Below are 17,109 nucleotides of genomic sequence, written 5' to 3'. Positions count from 1 at the left end.
AAATTAAAAATTCATTGCGTGAGATTTAATTTTTACAGCCTTAAGCTAACACCACCAGCACACTAAAACTAGTCAATAAACTGTAACTTAAATATTTTTCATACACATAAAAAAGCCCTGTACAAAATACAGGGCTAATAAGTAGTTAGGCGTTGTTATAAATCCTATCCTTGGGCTTTTACTTAAAACTCGTAGCTAAAGCTGACGCTCAGTTCTCTAGGCGTTTCTTGAGAACGAATTAGCACATCATTTTGTTCTACTTCAAAGTTTTGTCCCAACATATTCTTCACTTTAAGTGTTAATGTGGTATTAAACGTTGGGTAGTAACTATAAACCATGTCTAACGAGTTTAAAGGTTGTTCGTAAGCGTCATCAAAGTTGTTAACACCCGCAGCTAAAATACGGTCACCAAATACGTTATAAATAAATGAAGCTTGATGCATGCCATCATGCGAATCGTAATTCAATTGTAGGTTGGCAACATACTTTGAGTGGCCAGTCATACGTCGCTTTAGATTTGTAAGGTCGGCGCGCTGTTCTTCTGCAATTTCAACTTCTGAATCACTAACCGTTAAATTACCAGAAGTAAAAAAAGCACCTCCTAATAAATCACTATGCAACTCAGTTAACCATTCAGCTTCTATACCGTAAACATAAGCTGTATCTGCATTATCAAACTGCAGAGTAAAACGACCGTCACTTTCGGTTAATAATGCTTCGATTGGGTTATCTATATCTTTATAGAATGCGCCAACTGAGTAGTTGTCACCATTGTCCATATAAAATTCGATACGTGCATCAAAGTTATCTAGGTAACTAGATTCTAAGAATGGATTACCAAGCGTTCGATAACCAGTCAACGGATCTTGGAATTGAACAGGGCTTAGCTCACGCAAATCAGGACGAACAACCGTGCTGCCATAGCCAAAACGAACTTGGTACGACTGCTGGCTATATGTCATAGATAATGAAGTAAAATACTCATCTTCCATCACACTTGCTTGTTTTATCGCATCTGCACTTAATTTATCTGCCAATAAAGCAGGATCAAATGCTGAGCGAGAAAAAGCAAGGGCAACTTGGCGGAAGTCCTCGTAACGCACACCACCACTTAGACGCCAATCTTGAGCAAAAGTGATATCAAAAGAGCCGTAATAAGCATCAATCATTTGCGCTGCTAGGTAATCATCGGCTGTCGGTTCTTGAAACAATAACTCTACATCCGTTGAATCGATCACAGCATCATTAGCAAAGAAACTACCAATTGACAGTGCTTCTTCTTCACTTTGTGCTAAATCTAAAGACTGTGTTTGGCTGAAGCGATAGTTAAAAAAGTCTGTGCGGTAATCACGCGTTTTTTCAACAAAATAGCCGCCGCCCGCGATTTCAACTTCGGCGTTATCAAAGTAAAAAACTTTGTTAACATTAACGCCCCAGTTTTCTACATCGTCTTCTAGCTCAACAAATCGATACAAATAAGGATTGCCACCTAAACTGCCATTATAAAAAGTACGTTGATATTCGCCATCGGCGTACTCATCACGCACCGTTACTTCAAGCTCGCCAGGTATACTCGTCGTCGCTGTTGAATCAGTGTATTGCCAATCTACACCAACACCTTCAAGAAAACTCCACTCTAAATTGTGCATTCCACGAAGTTGAAGTATTTCAAGTTCACGTTCCTCAAAAGAGGTTAAGTGGCTACGCTGTAATTGCCCAGCATCAATGCTTAATGACTTTGAAGGCTCTTGGTAAAGCGCAACAGAAGCTTCATCTTCAGTATCTCGTAGCATCATATAGGTGGCTGTTAAATCATGGCCGCCAATTTTATAACCTAAATTTAGAGAGCTATTTAATTTTATATTATGCTTTGTTGATACTTCTTTCTCTGTGGCAGAGTAACAAGTAAAGTCATCTTTTGAACAATCAGATTCAGATGCGTCAACAGAAGAAAGTACTGCGCTAAACTTCTCTGCATTAGACCATTCATTTTCATAAGCAACTGATGCTAAGAAACCAAAAGATCCATCTAAACCAAATAAGTTATCAAATCGGTCGCCATAAACAGCTTTAATGCCTGCATCAGGGTTTAAGCTTTCTTTTTCTAAGCCAAAATCTCTTGGTAGTGCTTTTGATAAACTTTTATTTAAGTCTATTGCAGCTGCTTGACCAATATCAGCCCCCTGACGTCTTGACTCCACATCTCTTATATTTCTGTATGAGATATCAGACAAGCCATTGATATAGGTATTTAGCGCCGTTTTAACGGCTCCTGGTAAGGCGCGTGTACCATCGTCTTTACCTAACCAGTCGTCACTGCCGCCATTGTATGTATAGCCTTCATCGTTTGTATCTTTATAGCTAGCACCAATCTCAACTTTAAATAAAGTATCACTTGGAATGCTTTTCGTCCTGATATTAACATCACCACCACCAAAAGCCGCAGGCATATTAGGTGAATAGGCTTTTTGAACAGCTAAAGACTCAATAATACTTGATGGGAAAATATCAAGTGGTATTACATTTCTGGTCAGATCTGGGCTTGGAACAACTGCGCCATTTAAACGCACGCTTGAGTAACGCTCACCTAAACCGCGTACATAAATAAACTTATCGTTAACTAAAGATAAGCCTGTAACACGGCGAAGTGCTGAAGCGGCATCGCTATCACCCGTTCTAGATATTTGCTCTGAACCCATTATATCAGCAACAAATGCCTGATTTTTACGTTCATCAATTACGGCACTAGCACTGCCTTTAAGGCGTGTACCTGTTGCAACAACTTCTTCTATCGCTTCTTCATTGATTATTTCTTGTGCCTGTTCAGCGAAAGAATTAAATGAAGAAAAAAGGGAGAGCAGAGATAACGTTATTAGATTAGTTTTAAACTGCTTTTGATGTTTCATATTTATATCCTCTAAACCTAAAATTCCCTTAAAAAAGGCGCCATAGCGCCTTATAATTAGAGCCGGTCTAGATTAATTACTAGCGCGTTGTAAAGATGCGGCTACAAAATCAGCCCATTCACTTGATTCACCTTCTTTAAGTGCACCAATATAACCTGCGTTAGTAAAGAAAGAGTCAACTTCACTCATGTCTTTCGCCGTTGTAGCTACCGCAGTACCTTGTGAATCTGTAATAGTTGCTGCAGTTGAAACACCATCAGCACCAAGCACATTTGCAAAATCAGCAAAACCAATCAGCTGATTATTTTCGCCACCAGTAAACCAGGTATTGATATCAAAGCTTGCTAACGCACCTGTTAAAGGAGTGTTTACGTCTTCAAAATTCTTACCACACGCAAATATTGAACTCACAAATGCGATATCACCGTTGTTTGCATTGGCATGCACACCGGCATCTCCTGATTTATCTTTTTCATTATATAAATCAAAACAGCCAGCACCATCTACAGATGATGAGTTTACAAACAACATATTAGCTAATTGCGCTTTACCCCATTCTTTCATTTCCATACCGGCACCAGTACGACGCCCTTCAGCACCTTGATCACCAGTAGTAACAACGGTTGCATTAGCAATAGTTGGGTTAGAAACAGTCGTTACTAAATCTTGTGCGTCTGCAGATAATGGATCTACTTTTGCGCCATCTGTTTCAAATCCATGATTTCCATATTCATTTGAACGTACAAGAATGTACTGTCCATAGCCTTTCCAACCCTCATCCCAGTCAATACCATCATCGCCTGTATCAGTAACAACGATGTGTTTAAGGTTAACGCTACCACCAAAGAGCTCTATACCATCATCAAAACCATTATGTACATGGACATAATCAATTGTTGTGCCTGAGCCAACAGCATTTAGTGTTAAACCATTTAGCTCATCACCTTCAACGCCAAATCCTGCATACTTAATAACAATATGCTTTAGAATACCGCTACTATCTTGCGGGTCATTACCACCGTAATAAGACACAATACCTTCAGCTGAGTGGTTACACATGTCTTGTGCCGCAGCAGTCGCTGTACAACGAATAGAATGGCCACGTCCATTTACCTGAACGCCACCCCAATCCCCAATTTGAGCGGTGGTAGAATCATCACCATCAACTTCTTTAATACTTGTGAAAATAATTGGCTTATCTACTTCACCAATTGCTTCAATATTTGCACCGCGAGCAATACGAATAAAACTCTCTGGCTTGGTAAACGCAATGGTAGCGCCTGCTTCAATAGACAATGTTGGGCCATTAACATCAATAGTAGCGCCTGTAGATGTGTCTACATCGTCACCTATAAATAAAGCACCTTCAAATACATGGGCACCGCCATCATCTAGCGCGGGGATAACAAAAGAGCTAGTAATTTCTTTTGCATTACTTGCAAATGCTTGGCTGTATAAACAGTTTACGCCTTCTGCTTCACCTGTAAATGTAGCTCCATCTAATGTGTATGTGGCGCAACTTAATGTATCGCCACCATTATCACCACCTGGGTTAGTCACTGAATTGTCTACACTGTTATCAACTGTCGTAGGTGTAACGTTAATATCTCCACCACCACAACCAGCCAGTGTTATTGCTGTAGCCACTAAGCTGATTTTGAATAAGCCAGATAATTTCATTGTTCACTCCGTAAAAGTATTTAATTATTGTGTTAGCGCTTTAAGTAATAACTTAAGTCACTTTAAGGCACGATACTCATGCATTAATGTCACTTGAGTTATCGAATACGAAGTACAATACGGGAGTGTTATGACAATGAAGTTACACTTTAATAAACATAAAATGACAATGTTAATTAATTAAAAATCAATTGGTTGCTTTAAAGTGCGCGCAAAAAAAACCACACAAACTAAATGTTAGTGTGGTTTGAGTAGTGCAATTATGAAATGGTTTTTAGTGCGTCAATTAAGAACTAATAATCGCACTATAAAAATTAAAGCAGTGCTGTTTTTAATGTTTGCGCATGCACTTTTTCGCGTTTTACATATTTGATCCATTGCTGGGCTAAACGTTGCGATTTTTTGTGCTTTTCGGCTTGTTCAAACGCAAGGATAGACGCATCAAAGTTTTGTAAATTGTATTGTGCCATCCCTAAAGCAACAAACGCATTTGATTCAAAATCAAGGCCGCCTTTATCCAGTGCCATTCGCGCTGCATCGGCAGCTTCGTCATACTGCTCTGTATTTACATACACTTCAGCCAAGCGCTGGTCGTATTTACCATGCTCTGAGCGCTCTGCAGCTTTGGTAAAGTAACTAATCGACTTAGCATCTTCTTTAGCTTGTACCATGGCCTCGGCTACAAAGGCATAATTTTTAGCTGTTGGTTCAGCAATGCCCTGCTCTAGTGCCTTACTCATTACACTGGCGGCTTTGTAAGCAAGCTGATTATATAAATATACCTGTGCAAGCTGTCTTAGGTCAGATTTAGAGGTTAAAAATCCTTGCTGGTAAGCCGCTTCTAAAACACTAAGCTGCTGTTTTTCTTGCCCAGTTTCACCGTACATACCGGCTAATTGCACCCAATACTCAGGTTTGTTGTATAGCTTTACCATACGCTCAAGTACGCTGACTACTTTATCCATTTGGTTAAGTGAGTAATACATAGCACGTTGCAGTACCAGCCAGTTTTCTTTTGGTACTTTGCCTTCGCTATCACTTAAGTTAATGGCTTGGGTAATGTAACTCAAGCCTTGCTCATAGTCTTTTAATTGATAGTAGGTTTGCGCTCTTAATAAATAATATGCATCAGTTTTAGGCTTTGTATTAATGGCATCCCATTTATCTAAAAATGCGATCACCTTTTCATAGTCGCTGTTAGCCATTGCAAGCTGCGCTAAACTGAATGTTGTGCTCAAACGCAATGTTTCTGGAATGCCATCTTCTGCAATCACTTTTTCAAATGAGGCAATCGCTTTAACTAGGTCGTTTTCATTGTAATAAATAAACCCATAAAAGTTATGCATCATCGCAATTTCATACGAATTCATACTTGATGAGCGCGCTTTTATACTGTCAAGCGCGTCCAAACCCGCTTTACTGTCGCCATCATCCGCAAGTTTTTGGGCGCGAGCCAATTGGCTGTATACCTTTTCACGCAGTGCGGGCACTCGTGTTGTTTTCTGCTTTTCAGCAGCCTGTACTGTCGCCAAATTTACACCCGGAAGTACACTCAATGCACTTGGTGTAACAACGCTGGCACTGATTGCAACAGTGCACAACATGCTAAGCTTTAATAGCTTGGTTGTTAGTTTTAATTTCATAATTGCCTCACGTTCACTCTTTGCTTACTTAACAGAATTAACCATTAATTTGGAAAGAAATTTTATTTTGCACACCGGCTACTTCAACAGCTTCGCCATTAACAACGCGCGGTTTATATTTAAACTTAAGGGCCGCATCCATCGCTGCTCTGTCAAACAATGACTCTGGCTCGGCTTTAATAACTTGTGGCTCTTTCACTGTGCCTTGCTTGGTCACTGTAAACTCAACAATGACATACCCTTCAATACCACGCGACAAAGCACGCCTTGGGTATACCGGTGCCACTTTTACGATCGGTAAATACTCACCATCACTGGTTTCTAACGCTAATCCACCCGCTAGATTTACATCAGCATCGACATTTGCAGCAAAATCAAAGTTGTTGCTAGCAGCGTTGTTATCGCTACTTTGCATTTGTGGCGATTCCATTGGCGGTGGTGGCTCTTTAGGTGTTGGTGGCTTTTGTGGTTTACGCTCCTTTTTTTGTACCGTTTCTTCTTTTTTCAAACGGACAAAATCTAATACATTCCCTTTTGCAGGCTCCGTCATGGCGCCTTCTCCGCCGGTGATCAATGCCTGCATACCTAAAAACAGCATAAAGGTCACCACACCCGCTATAATTAACGCAAGTACATAACGCATCACTCGTTACCCTTCTTGAGCCGCTATTGAAACATCAAATACACCTGCTGCACGCGAGGCATCCATCACTTTTATCAAGGTTTCTGTAGTGGCTTTTTTATCGGCCTGAATAACCACACTACCTTGTGGATTTTCAGCTTTTAAACGTTCAATGTTGGCTTGTACAGCACGTACATCTATTTGACGTTTATTGATCCAAATTTCGCCTTGATCTGATATAGCCACTAATATGTTAGCGCGCTCTTTTTTAACAGCAGTTGCCGCTTCAGGGCGGTTTACATCAATACCGGCTTCTTTTACAAACGAGGCTGTAACAATAAAGAAAATAAGCATAATAAATACAACATCCAGCATAGGAGTCATGTTTATTTCTTCTGCTTCATCTTCTTGGAATAAATTACCTAATGGGGCTCTCATTTTACTTCTCCTAGAATAAGCGGTGATTATGTTCACCGCTTTTCAATAATTATTTAGTGGTCCAACACCATAGTGTCTTGCAACAATTCAACTTCACGCTTTGCTTTACGCTGTAAATAGGTTGAGGCAAACACCCCAGATAACGCACCGACCATACCTGCCATAGTGGGTATGGTTGCTTTTGACACACCCGACGCCATAGAGCGTGCGCTGCCTGTACCTGTAATAGCCATTACATCGAAGACTTCTATCATCCCTGTAACTGTGCCGAGTAAACCTAATAGTGGACACAGCGCCACCATCACATTAATCAGTGGTAAGTTTGCGTTTAATCGCATACTGGCGCGTGACACCATGGCTTGGCGTATTTGCTCTGCGTTCCAGCTGTTGCGTTCACTACGAGTTTTCCACGTATTTTTAACGTCTTTTTTGTAGTGTCGATAGCCATTAAAAAAGTACATAAATCGCTCGAGTATCAATAACCACATCGCGAAAATTAACACGGCAATGACCAAGAGAACTTGGCCACCCGTGTCGAGAAAATCACGGATAGCATTGATTGAATCAATCAATAGCACCATGGTTTAAGCTCCTTTCTCGCTTCGCTCGGCAATAATACCTGCACTTTGTTCTTGTAAAATAAGCAGTAAGCCTTTTGAACGAGTATTCAATAAGGTGTATAAAAACACCGTAGGGATAGCAACAACAAGGCCTAACACCGTAGTAACCAGGGCTTGCGAAATACCGCCTGCCATTAGTTTAGGGTCGCCAGTGCCGAATAAAGTAATTGCTTGGAAGGTATTGATCATCCCAGTTACCGTACCGAGTAAGCCCAGCAATGGCGCTACCACAGAGATAATTTTAATAAGCGTTAAATTACGGGTGATTTTTGGCATTTCGCGTAAAATGGCTTCGCTTAACTTAAGTTCAAGCGTGTCGTACGCCACATTAGGATATTGGTCTTTCACTTTCATGACTCGCCCTAGCGGGTTATCATCACGGGCTGTATCGTCTTTTAATTGACGACGGATTTTTCCACCCATCAGCAGGAGCGATACAAAACGCTCTAACGCAATTAATAACGCTAATAAGCCAACGCCTAAAATAACGTAACCAACTGCACCACCTTGATGAACTTGCTCGCTGGTATCAGGGGCTTGTACTAACAAACCTAAAATTGAACCACCCGTTGGGTCAAGCGCAAACGGCACCACACCGGTGTTTGCTTGCTGCAAATCAGCCGCAGTCGCAGTAAAGCGGCTACTTGGTTGGCGAGTAAGCTGGCTAATGGTATTGGTAGAAGGCGTATACTCTAGGTACTGACCGTCACTAATAAGGTTAAATGCACCCACACGTACCACTTCTTTTTGTACTTTATTGCCACCGTCAACAATTACATCAGTATTGAAGCGGCTTACTTTTCCTTGTTCGGTCATTTCGCGTTGTAGCTCAAACCAAACCTTTTCGATATCTTCAATAGACGCAAGCTTTGAGGTAGAACCCATTTTTTGCGCCAATTCGTCCATAAAAGTACTACGCCCAGGTAACTGAGCCGATACCACCGAGGTTGCAAACTTATTGCTAGAATCTCCAGCAACTTGTTGTAGCACACCAAATAGCTCTTTTAATGAACCCATACGCTTTGATAAAGTATCGGTCAGATTAGCCAATTTAATTTCGTTTTCTTCAAACTGCGTTTCTAAACGCTCTGACTCGCTAAGCATCTGATTTCGTTTAGCTTGGGTGTTTTTAAGCATTTGCACTTGTTCATTTTGACGTGCTGCAAATTCTTGTTCGCGTTGTTTATTTTGTTCTGATTGCGCTGATTTACCCTGCTCTAACGTTTTTAATAGAGCATCCAAATTCATTGGTTCAGCGGCACACATCGCACCTGAAAAACCTAAGCTGGCTGCAAACACGGCCATTTTTGTCATTTTCGTTAATAATTTCATGGTAAACCTCTTATTCTGCAGCATGAATTGGCAGTGTTAACATATCGGGGGCTAGTTGTTTGCGAGCAATGCGAAGCCCTTTATTAATTTGACTAATGGTTGAATCAGGCAGTGCAACAAACGACTGTGACTGTTGATCCCAACTACCTGCTTGTTTGCCATCGCGGGTAAGGTAAATGAGTTCTAAACGACCAATGCGCAGAAAGTCGACTTCACGTTCTTTATTGTCCACATCAAGCAATGCGGTATACGCTTCAATAGTGCGTCCGTAATCAACTTCAACTTGATAAGCTTCTAAGACACGACGGAATTTTTCACTTGATGTAATATCAGCGCGTTCCATCATTGCATTTAATGATTCAAGACGCTGCTTTCGCTCTTGCTTTAAAAACGGCACGTCTAAGGCAACAAACTGTTCAAGCCCAGTGATCATACGAAGCATTAAAGGGGTTATTTGGCGCTCAATAATCGATACTTGATCCATCGATAAATTAAGCGATTCCATCTCTTCTATTTGATTATTTAACTGTTTTGTAAGCTGTGCGTTATAAACGGCTAAACCATCTATTTCTTTATTTAGGGTTTTGAATTGCTGTAAACGCCCTTGCATTGAATCTGCAATCTTGTCTATTTTTGTTTGTGATTGCGCAGCTAAATTATTAATTTCGCTGCTTTTATCAATTACCGTGTTTAAATCATTGGCGTGGACTGCTGCACTTGCGGCTACAATACCAGCTAAAATTAATGGTTTAACGCCTTTCATCGTATACACCTTTGCTCGTTAATTATCGGATTTGCTAGTCGCTTTAGCCTGTTTATTAAAAAACAATTTAAAGCGAGATAGTTTCAATGAGCGAAATTGTATAGATTAAAAATGACAAGCGTGTTGCGTAAAAAAGTCGCTTTTATGACAGCGGTAATAAATTAGCCTTATTGGCCGAATTTAAAGTGCAGGGGTAATGTTTGAAATGTAAATTTTATAAGTAAGATTGTATTTCACTTAGGGTTTGCCGCCAATCTGTGTAGTTAATAGCAATGGGGTATGCGCTATTGTTTTTTATTAATACTAACGACGGAAAACCTTGAATAGGTAAACTGCGAACAAAGTTAAGCTCATCATCAAAGCGACGCTTAAGTTCCTTAGAGTGTAACTGCTGAGTAAATAAACAGGGATCTAAACCAATTTTTTCGCATAGTTTAATAAGCACGTCTTCATCCGATGGATTTTGCGCCTTTAAATAATACGCTTGTTGAATAGCATCAATCATCTGTGGCTCTTTGTTAAAGCTACGAGCAATTAAAGCCGCTCTGCAGGAGGGATAAGTAGAGCGGCGCGGTTGGCATTCTCGCCAAAAATTAAAATTAAACTCAGTGCCTAATTGGTTGCTAATGTTTTGCCATATGCCTTGTAGTTGCAACTGCATATCGGCACTCATTGGCTGGTCGCTATCAGCAGCTAAACCTCCGATTCTATATTCTATAGGCAGAATATTTGCTAGAGCCGATTCAAGTTTTTGCCACGTAGGCTTATACCCCCAGCACCAGCTACACATAGGATCATGCACATAAATAAGCTTATTGACTGACATACTCGCCATGCGCAAATATGACTTTATTGCGCCCTTGTGATTTTGCCTGATATAAATACTCATCGGCTTGTTTTAATGCACTGTCGTAGTCATCAATATGATTAGCTTGTGCAATGCCAATGCTACAAGTTAACGATACTCGTTGTTGTTTATCAGTTAATATTACATGATGTTGCACGCATTCTCTAAAACGATTAGCCAAAATACTGGCTTCTATGGTGGTCATCTGCGGTAAAATAACCACAAACTCTTCGCCACCATAGCGGGCTTTAAGGGCGGTTGCAGAAAATTGCGACTCTAATAATTTAGTAAACTCTATTAATACGGTATCGCCAAAATCATGGCCGTAGGTATCATTTAATTGTTTAAAGTTATCTAAATCAATGAGCAAAATAGACAGCGGCAAATAATGCGCTGGCCGTGAAGCAGCAAGCTTTAAAAAATGTGAAGTAATAAAACGGCGGTTGGGTGCGCCTGTAAGCTGATCTGTATAGGCGTGTTGTTTTTGTTCTAAGGTGATATCTGCAATGGCAAGATGGCTTCTATGACGAAAATACTCACCGATAAAAGAAAACACCAGCACTAATGAAAATGCAGCAACAAAACGGGTCTTTTCTACCTCACCATACATAACCTGCCCCATATCGGGGCCATACAACATAACAATACAGCTCAATAACATGGCACTACTTAACCATGCGCCAAGTTTAACACCCAGTATGGCAAATACAGCTACAGGATAAAACATTAGCCAATATAACGCGGTGTTTTCTTTACCGCCGGTGGATACTAAAGCTAAGCACATCACAAATACAATCATCAAGGTAATTAACGCGATAGCATTAAGCTGTTTAGTTTTTATAAAATAAACAATGCATCCTACAATTGTTAAATTAACTGACACTAAAGAGGCAGTTAATATGGGCTCATAAATGCTATGGTTTATAATCACTAAATAGGTAATTAACACCAAGGCAATCGTTATCATGGTAAATAACGAAAACGCTTGGCGTTGTCTATCAAAGCTATAAACACTATCAATATTGATTAAACTGAGCCAGTTTGGTTTATTTATTTTTGTTTTACTGCTCATACTTTGAATTTTTTAACCATGCGCTCTAAGTCACTGAATTGATGTTTGAGCTTAGTGCACTCTTCTAAAGTGAGGTTAAGGTTAGATTGACCTTGAATCGATAGGTCGCTAATAACATGGATATCTGAATGTAATGATTTAACAACTTGATTTTGCTCATCAGTAGCATTAGCCACACTATGATTAGCGTCGGTTATTTGCTTTATCGCACTAATTATTTGTTTCATTACATCGCCAACTGCATCAGCTTGCTGAACACTTTTTTCACTTTCTTCTAAACTGGTTTTCATCAGCTCAACGGCAGAGCTTGAGCCTTTTTGTAGTTCAATTACCGTATTTTCAATTTCTTGCGTTGATTGCTGAGTACGTTGTGCTAATTGCCTGACTTCATCAGCAACAACGGCAAACCCTCTTCCCGCTTCACCTGCACGTGCCGCTTCTATTGCCGCATTTAAAGCAAGCAAGTTAGTTTGTTCACTCACGCCTTTGATTACCGCAAGGACATTACCGATATTAGCAGTATGTGAATCTAAACTATTAATTGTTTCTTGTGCTTGCTCTATATTTTGCGAAAGTTGATGAATGCTCGAAACGTTATTCGTTAGTGTTTGCTGATTTTTAGCGCAATATTGATCAGCATCTTTAGCAAGTGTTGAGGCATTACTTGCACTAGTTGAAATTTCTGTTGCAGTGGCTGAAAACTGGTTAATTGCCGATGCCACACTGTTGGTACGTTCACTTTGGTCGTCATACATAGTTAATGTTGAATCTGTTTGGGTAACCAGTTTAGCAACCGCGGTTTCTAGCAACTGTGTTGAAGACTTAACTTGAACAATTGAATTTTGAATTTTTTCTATAAAAATATTAAATGAATTACTTAACTGACCAAACTCGTCATCGTTCTCAACACTGAGTCGACAAGTTAAATCGCCTTCACCTTGTGCTATATCTTTAATAGCATCATTAAGACGATACATAGGGCGCATTAAGTAACGCAGTAAAAACTCCAGTGATGCAACAATCACTAAAATACCAATAATTAAAAAGACAATTGCCTTTTGACCAAACGAAGAAACACTTGAATACGCTTTATCTTTATTAACTACTACACCCAGATACCAATCAACATTTTCAATACCACGAATCTTAGTAAAGGATACCAGCGAGGTTTCACCCGCTACTTGATACTCTGTAAACTCTCTTGCTAACGGTACATTTTTACCAATCAAATCTGCGACTTTTTTTGAATTTAATTTACTATCAGGGTGACTTAATATTTGCCCTTTATTATCAAGTAAGAAGCCATAACCGAGTCCCAAGAAATCAATATCGCCAATAATTTCAGCGATGGTTTGCATATCAATATCTGCTCCCGCTACCCCTTTAAATTGACCATTACTATTAATAGGCGCAACGGCTGAAATTGTCAGTTCGTTGGTGGTCACATCAATATAAGGGGTTGTGAAAGCCGTTGTTGTTTTATTTTCTACTAATTTATACCAAGGGCGACTTGTAGCATCAAAATCGCTGGGGAGCACAACACTTTGATCATTTAAAATAAATGTCCCCGATGATTTACCTATGTAGGTATTTTTAAAATCCCCGGCAAGCTCAGCGGTATTTAATTGCGAAAGCGTTAAAGACTTCGTATCGTTATCTTGATATGTTTTTGCGATAGAGATCACAATCGCCAATTTATTATTGAGCCAACTTGCAATGTTTTTAGAAACCGATTCTGAGTTTTGCTCTAGCACCAGCGACAACTGCTCTTGAGTTTGATGACGCATTGAAAAATAGTTATTTATAGTGAAAACACCTAACACTAAAACTAACACTAATGACGCAGCGATGGTGATTTTGGAGGTGAATTTTAGCGAGCTAAACATAAGTACCTTAAGAATTAATCATTATTACCACTGCCTTTTTAACAAATTTTTAACTGAAAGTCTTAGCAAATATTGTTCAGGCGAGGTTAATAATTAAAAATAATAATAAATAATGAGATTTAAAATCCAAAAAGAACGGTATTTGGTTAAATCTTAAACTTATGACAAGTTGTAATTTAAGCTATATAAGCTTAGCTTTGTTGCTGGCATTGACTAATTATGGGTAACTGTCGCAGAACCTTCATCTGTGGATCGATAACGATAATGTCGCTTTTTTTGGCATTGATAGTGATCAGTCCATCCACTGGAGTGTGAGTTGTCAACTTCCCGTTTATAGAAATAGGAACCGGCATTTTAAACGCTGTGCCATCTTTTTCGCTGTTACTCCAGCTTAAATAAGCGACTGTATTGGTACGCTCCATGGTTAAGGTTGGTAACGCGGCTTGCTTTAAATACACATCAAATAACCACGTATAATCATCGCCCGTGATCCGGTTAACAATATTAATAAACTCTTGGCTACTGCGATAACGCGACTCGATTGGGTAACTCAAATTAGCTGTTTGCGTTTGACCATATACTAACTCTCGGGCAGCTTGCCAAAATAACTCGTCTCCAATTAGCCATCGCAGAGTGTGAAGCGTCCAACCACCTTTACCATAAATATCTGCATTAAACGCTTCTTTAGAAGTAACTTTCCCTTGTTTAACAATAGGATGGCAATTTTTTAATCCTAAATACGCGGTGTACATAGCATGGTTATAAGCAGCTTCACCAAATTTAAATAAGCTGTAAGCTGGTTGCATATAGAAACCAAAGCCTTCGTGTAACCACGCATCGTTGAGTTTTTCATGGGTCATTAAATTGCCAAACCATTCATGAGCCAACTCGTGCTGAATAAGCCAGTCATAGCCACTTGGATCGCGGGTATACCCTTTACCATAAGCGTTAATTGTTTGATGTTCCATACCCAGATGCGGTGTTTCTACAAAGCCTAATTTTTGCATTCCCCAAGGGTAAGGCCCTAATACAGATTCAAAAAATGCGAGCTGTTGATACACATCATCTTTGAGTAGCATAGTGGCTTTGCGGCTGTTTTCAGGTAATGCCCAAAACTCAACAGGTACCTGCGTGCCGTTAATACTTTTATAGTGTTGTTGAATACGTTCGAAGGGGCCTATATTTAATGCAATATTGTAATCACTGGCAGGCTCAGATAAAAACCAATCAAATTCAGTTGTATTATTTTTTAATGGCATAATTTTTTTAAGTACACCATTACTAGCAACACTTAACCCCGTAGGTACTGTCACACGAATACGCATACTGTCGGCTTTATCACTGAAGTGATCTTTACAAGGCCAAAATAAATCACAGCCCTCGCCTTGTACTGCCGTTGCTATCCAAGGCTGACCTTGTGCCGTATGGCTAAATACAAAGCCACCACTCCACGGAGGATTAGTAGCTTCATGAGGGTGTCCTGAATAGCTAATGGCAACCTCGACAACTTCACCTGGGTATTTAGTTTCATACAAATCAATAATGATAATGCCCTGCTGGTGACTAAAATTGGCTGGTTGCTTAGCAACAGTGACATTTTCAATAGAGAAACGACTATCGAGCTTGAGTTCGACTTGCTGCGTTTTTTTCAGCACGCGAAACATGGCTTTACCTATGCCGGAAATTTTTTTCTTACTGGGCAGGACAACTAGCTGTAAGTCGTAAAAAATGACATCTGTGGTTTGAGCTATCGTGGATAACGACTCACCAGTACTTGCTACTTGAGGATCTAAAGCTGCAGGCTTTGAATAACAGCCTGTTAGCGGAATGCTTAGTAACATTAGCCAACAACAGCAAAACAAGTAACATAGCCTATGCATAAAATGTAAAACCTTGTAGATATTATTTTTTCATTATAATTACATACTTTTACATTTATAGAGTTAAAAAAAGACGAACTGCTTATTTTTTAAGTTAATTAGTTACTTTTATTTACATTTAACTAGGATCTGTTGATGCTTTGCGGATTAATATTTTTTTAAACTGGGGGCGATTTAATCGTGGTGCGAGGTTGGTAAATTAGTGGTGGGCTCGATAACTGCTCCTGCGCTACTCCATTAGCTTACATCCATGTAAGAATAAGTAAAACCGAGCAAAACTACCACGTCCTGTTCACGCTTATATTGTGTATATTAAGGTTGTTTTTTCCATTTCATTTTATTATTAGTATCGCGTGAGGAAATAATGGTTTCATCGCTGCTTTGAATTCCGCCCAATTTCGCGAGTCGGTCATAAAGAACAACATTACAAGTTGCCGCTAAATTCATACAACCTATAGTTGGGATATACACAACTTCGTCGCACCATTTTAAAACGTCTTTAGGCACAGAGCCGTCTTCTGGACCAAACACATAAAATGCGTTCTCAGGATGAGTAAACTCGGGTAAAGGAGTGGCACCTTCAATTAGCTCTATTACCACTACTTTTGCGTCTTGTGGCTTAACTGATGCTAAATTGTCGGTGGCGGTTAATGGAATACGTTGCACCACATTTTTAGTATCAGTATGAAATTTTTGTGCATTTAAATAACGGTTGCCGGTAAAAAACACCTGCTTGGCGTCATAACAACCTGCTGCGCGTAATACACCACCCACATTGGTTGGGCTTTTAGGGTTTATTAAACCAATACTTGCTTGTAACTTACTCACTAGTTGCAATCCTTGGTTGGCCACTCGGCAATATACAAGTCAAAATCTTCCAGTTTTACATCACAATCTTTTACTGTTTTATCTTTGACTGAAATATTTAGCTCATGCATTTTAGTTTTATCGCCGTTATTAAGTAACGGATGCCACGTTGCTAAACCGCGCCCTTCATGAAGTCGGCGGTAGCTACAGCTTTGGGGCATGAAAAAGATGTCTTTTAGGTTTTCTTTAGTGAGCTTAACGCACGAAGGGACTAAGGTTTGGCGGTTTTCGTATTCACTACAGCCACAGGTATTGTTATCAAGGTATTGGCAAACAATATTAGTGAATATAAGTTGCTCGCCTTCTCTTAGCTGATCGGTAGCAGTAAAGTCATCTTCGTCTTCACTGTCAATAAAGGTGTTTAAACAACACTTTCCACATCCATCACAAATGGCTTCCCATTCTTGCTGGTTCATTTCATTCAGGCATTTACTAAGCCAAAATTGGGTATTTGCTAATTGTTGATCAAACATGGTGTTCTCGCCCCTTTTAAGAGCGCGCATTCTAACGTATTGCAGCAAAGCGCGCAAAGCCAATCCCTAATATCTGCATG

Annotated in this window: 14 protein-coding genes; all 14 read right to left on the bottom strand. The window is 39.7% G+C overall.

Annotated features, from left to right (window positions below):
* Positions 1-182: 182 nt before the first annotated feature.
* Positions 183-2,906 (bottom strand): TonB-dependent receptor domain-containing protein, encoded by a 2,724-nt coding sequence (locus tag CWB78_RS15035; RefSeq protein WP_138596292.1) that lies wholly within the window; start codon positions 2,904-2,906, stop codon positions 183-185.
* A gap of 72 nt (positions 2,907-2,978) precedes the next feature.
* Positions 2,979-4,586 (bottom strand): beta-helix domain-containing protein, encoded by a 1,608-nt coding sequence (locus tag CWB78_RS15030; RefSeq protein ID WP_109874982.1) that lies wholly within the window; start codon positions 4,584-4,586, stop codon positions 2,979-2,981.
* 314 nt (positions 4,587-4,900) lie between these two features.
* Positions 4,901-6,229 carry a tetratricopeptide repeat protein gene (locus tag CWB78_RS15025; protein WP_138596290.1) on the bottom strand — a complete coding sequence of 443 codons (1,329 nt, stop codon included), beginning with the start codon at positions 6,227-6,229 and terminating at the stop codon, positions 4,901-4,903.
* 37 nt (positions 6,230-6,266) lie between these two features.
* Positions 6,267-6,872, bottom strand: coding sequence for an energy transducer TonB (locus CWB78_RS15020; protein WP_008111498.1), 606 nt, complete (start codon positions 6,870-6,872; stop codon positions 6,267-6,269).
* Between the two features lie 6 nt (positions 6,873-6,878).
* Positions 6,879-7,289 carry an ExbD/TolR family protein gene (locus tag CWB78_RS15015; RefSeq protein ID WP_008111500.1) on the bottom strand — a complete coding sequence of 137 codons (411 nt, stop codon included), beginning with the start codon at positions 7,287-7,289 and terminating at the stop codon, positions 6,879-6,881.
* Positions 7,290-7,342: 53 nt separating this feature from the next.
* Positions 7,343-7,870, bottom strand: a complete 528-nt coding sequence (locus CWB78_RS15010; RefSeq protein WP_008111501.1) for a MotA/TolQ/ExbB proton channel family protein — start codon at positions 7,868-7,870, stop codon at positions 7,343-7,345.
* A 3-nt stretch (positions 7,871-7,873) separates the two neighbouring features.
* On the bottom strand, positions 7,874-9,241 hold the full coding sequence (locus tag CWB78_RS15005; protein ID WP_138570563.1) for a MotA/TolQ/ExbB proton channel family protein: 1,368 nt from the start codon (positions 9,239-9,241) through the stop codon (positions 7,874-7,876).
* 10 nt (positions 9,242-9,251) lie between these two features.
* Positions 9,252-10,004 carry a DUF3450 domain-containing protein gene (locus CWB78_RS15000; protein WP_109874980.1) on the bottom strand — a complete coding sequence of 251 codons (753 nt, stop codon included), beginning with the start codon at positions 10,002-10,004 and terminating at the stop codon, positions 9,252-9,254.
* A gap of 214 nt (positions 10,005-10,218) precedes the next feature.
* Positions 10,219-10,830, bottom strand: coding sequence for a DsbA family protein (locus tag CWB78_RS14995; protein ID WP_138596288.1), 612 nt, complete (start codon positions 10,828-10,830; stop codon positions 10,219-10,221).
* The gene (locus CWB78_RS14990; protein ID WP_138596286.1) at positions 10,817-11,923 is read right to left on the bottom strand and encodes a sensor domain-containing diguanylate cyclase; all 1,107 of its coding nucleotides are present in this window, start codon (positions 11,921-11,923) and stop codon (positions 10,817-10,819) included. Before CWB78_RS14990 ends, CWB78_RS14995 begins: the two co-directional genes overlap by 14 nt.
* The gene (locus tag CWB78_RS14985) at positions 11,920-13,809 is read right to left on the bottom strand and encodes a methyl-accepting chemotaxis protein (protein ID WP_138596284.1); all 1,890 of its coding nucleotides are present in this window, start codon (positions 13,807-13,809) and stop codon (positions 11,920-11,922) included. Before CWB78_RS14985 ends, CWB78_RS14990 begins: the two co-directional genes overlap by 4 nt.
* A 191-nt stretch (positions 13,810-14,000) precedes the next feature.
* On the bottom strand, positions 14,001-15,650 hold the full coding sequence (locus CWB78_RS14980) for a M1 family metallopeptidase (protein WP_138596283.1): 1,650 nt from the start codon (positions 15,648-15,650) through the stop codon (positions 14,001-14,003).
* Between the two features lie 351 nt (positions 15,651-16,001).
* Positions 16,002-16,517, bottom strand: a complete 516-nt coding sequence (locus tag CWB78_RS14975) for an RNA methyltransferase (protein WP_054201586.1) — start codon at positions 16,515-16,517, stop codon at positions 16,002-16,004.
* Complete coding sequence (locus CWB78_RS14970; RefSeq protein ID WP_138596281.1) at positions 16,517-17,029, bottom strand: YcgN family cysteine cluster protein; 513 nt, start codon at positions 17,027-17,029, stop codon at positions 16,517-16,519. Before CWB78_RS14970 ends, CWB78_RS14975 begins: the two co-directional genes overlap by 1 nt.
* Between the last annotated feature and the right edge of the window lie 80 nt (positions 17,030-17,109).

Source organism: Pseudoalteromonas sp. S1612 (genome assembly GCF_005887175.1).
In the GTDB taxonomy this organism is placed as follows: domain Bacteria; phylum Pseudomonadota; class Gammaproteobacteria; order Enterobacterales; family Alteromonadaceae; genus Pseudoalteromonas; species Pseudoalteromonas undina.
The sequence above is the reverse complement of the archived record's forward strand: the minus strand, read 5'-3'. Positions and strand labels throughout refer to the sequence as shown.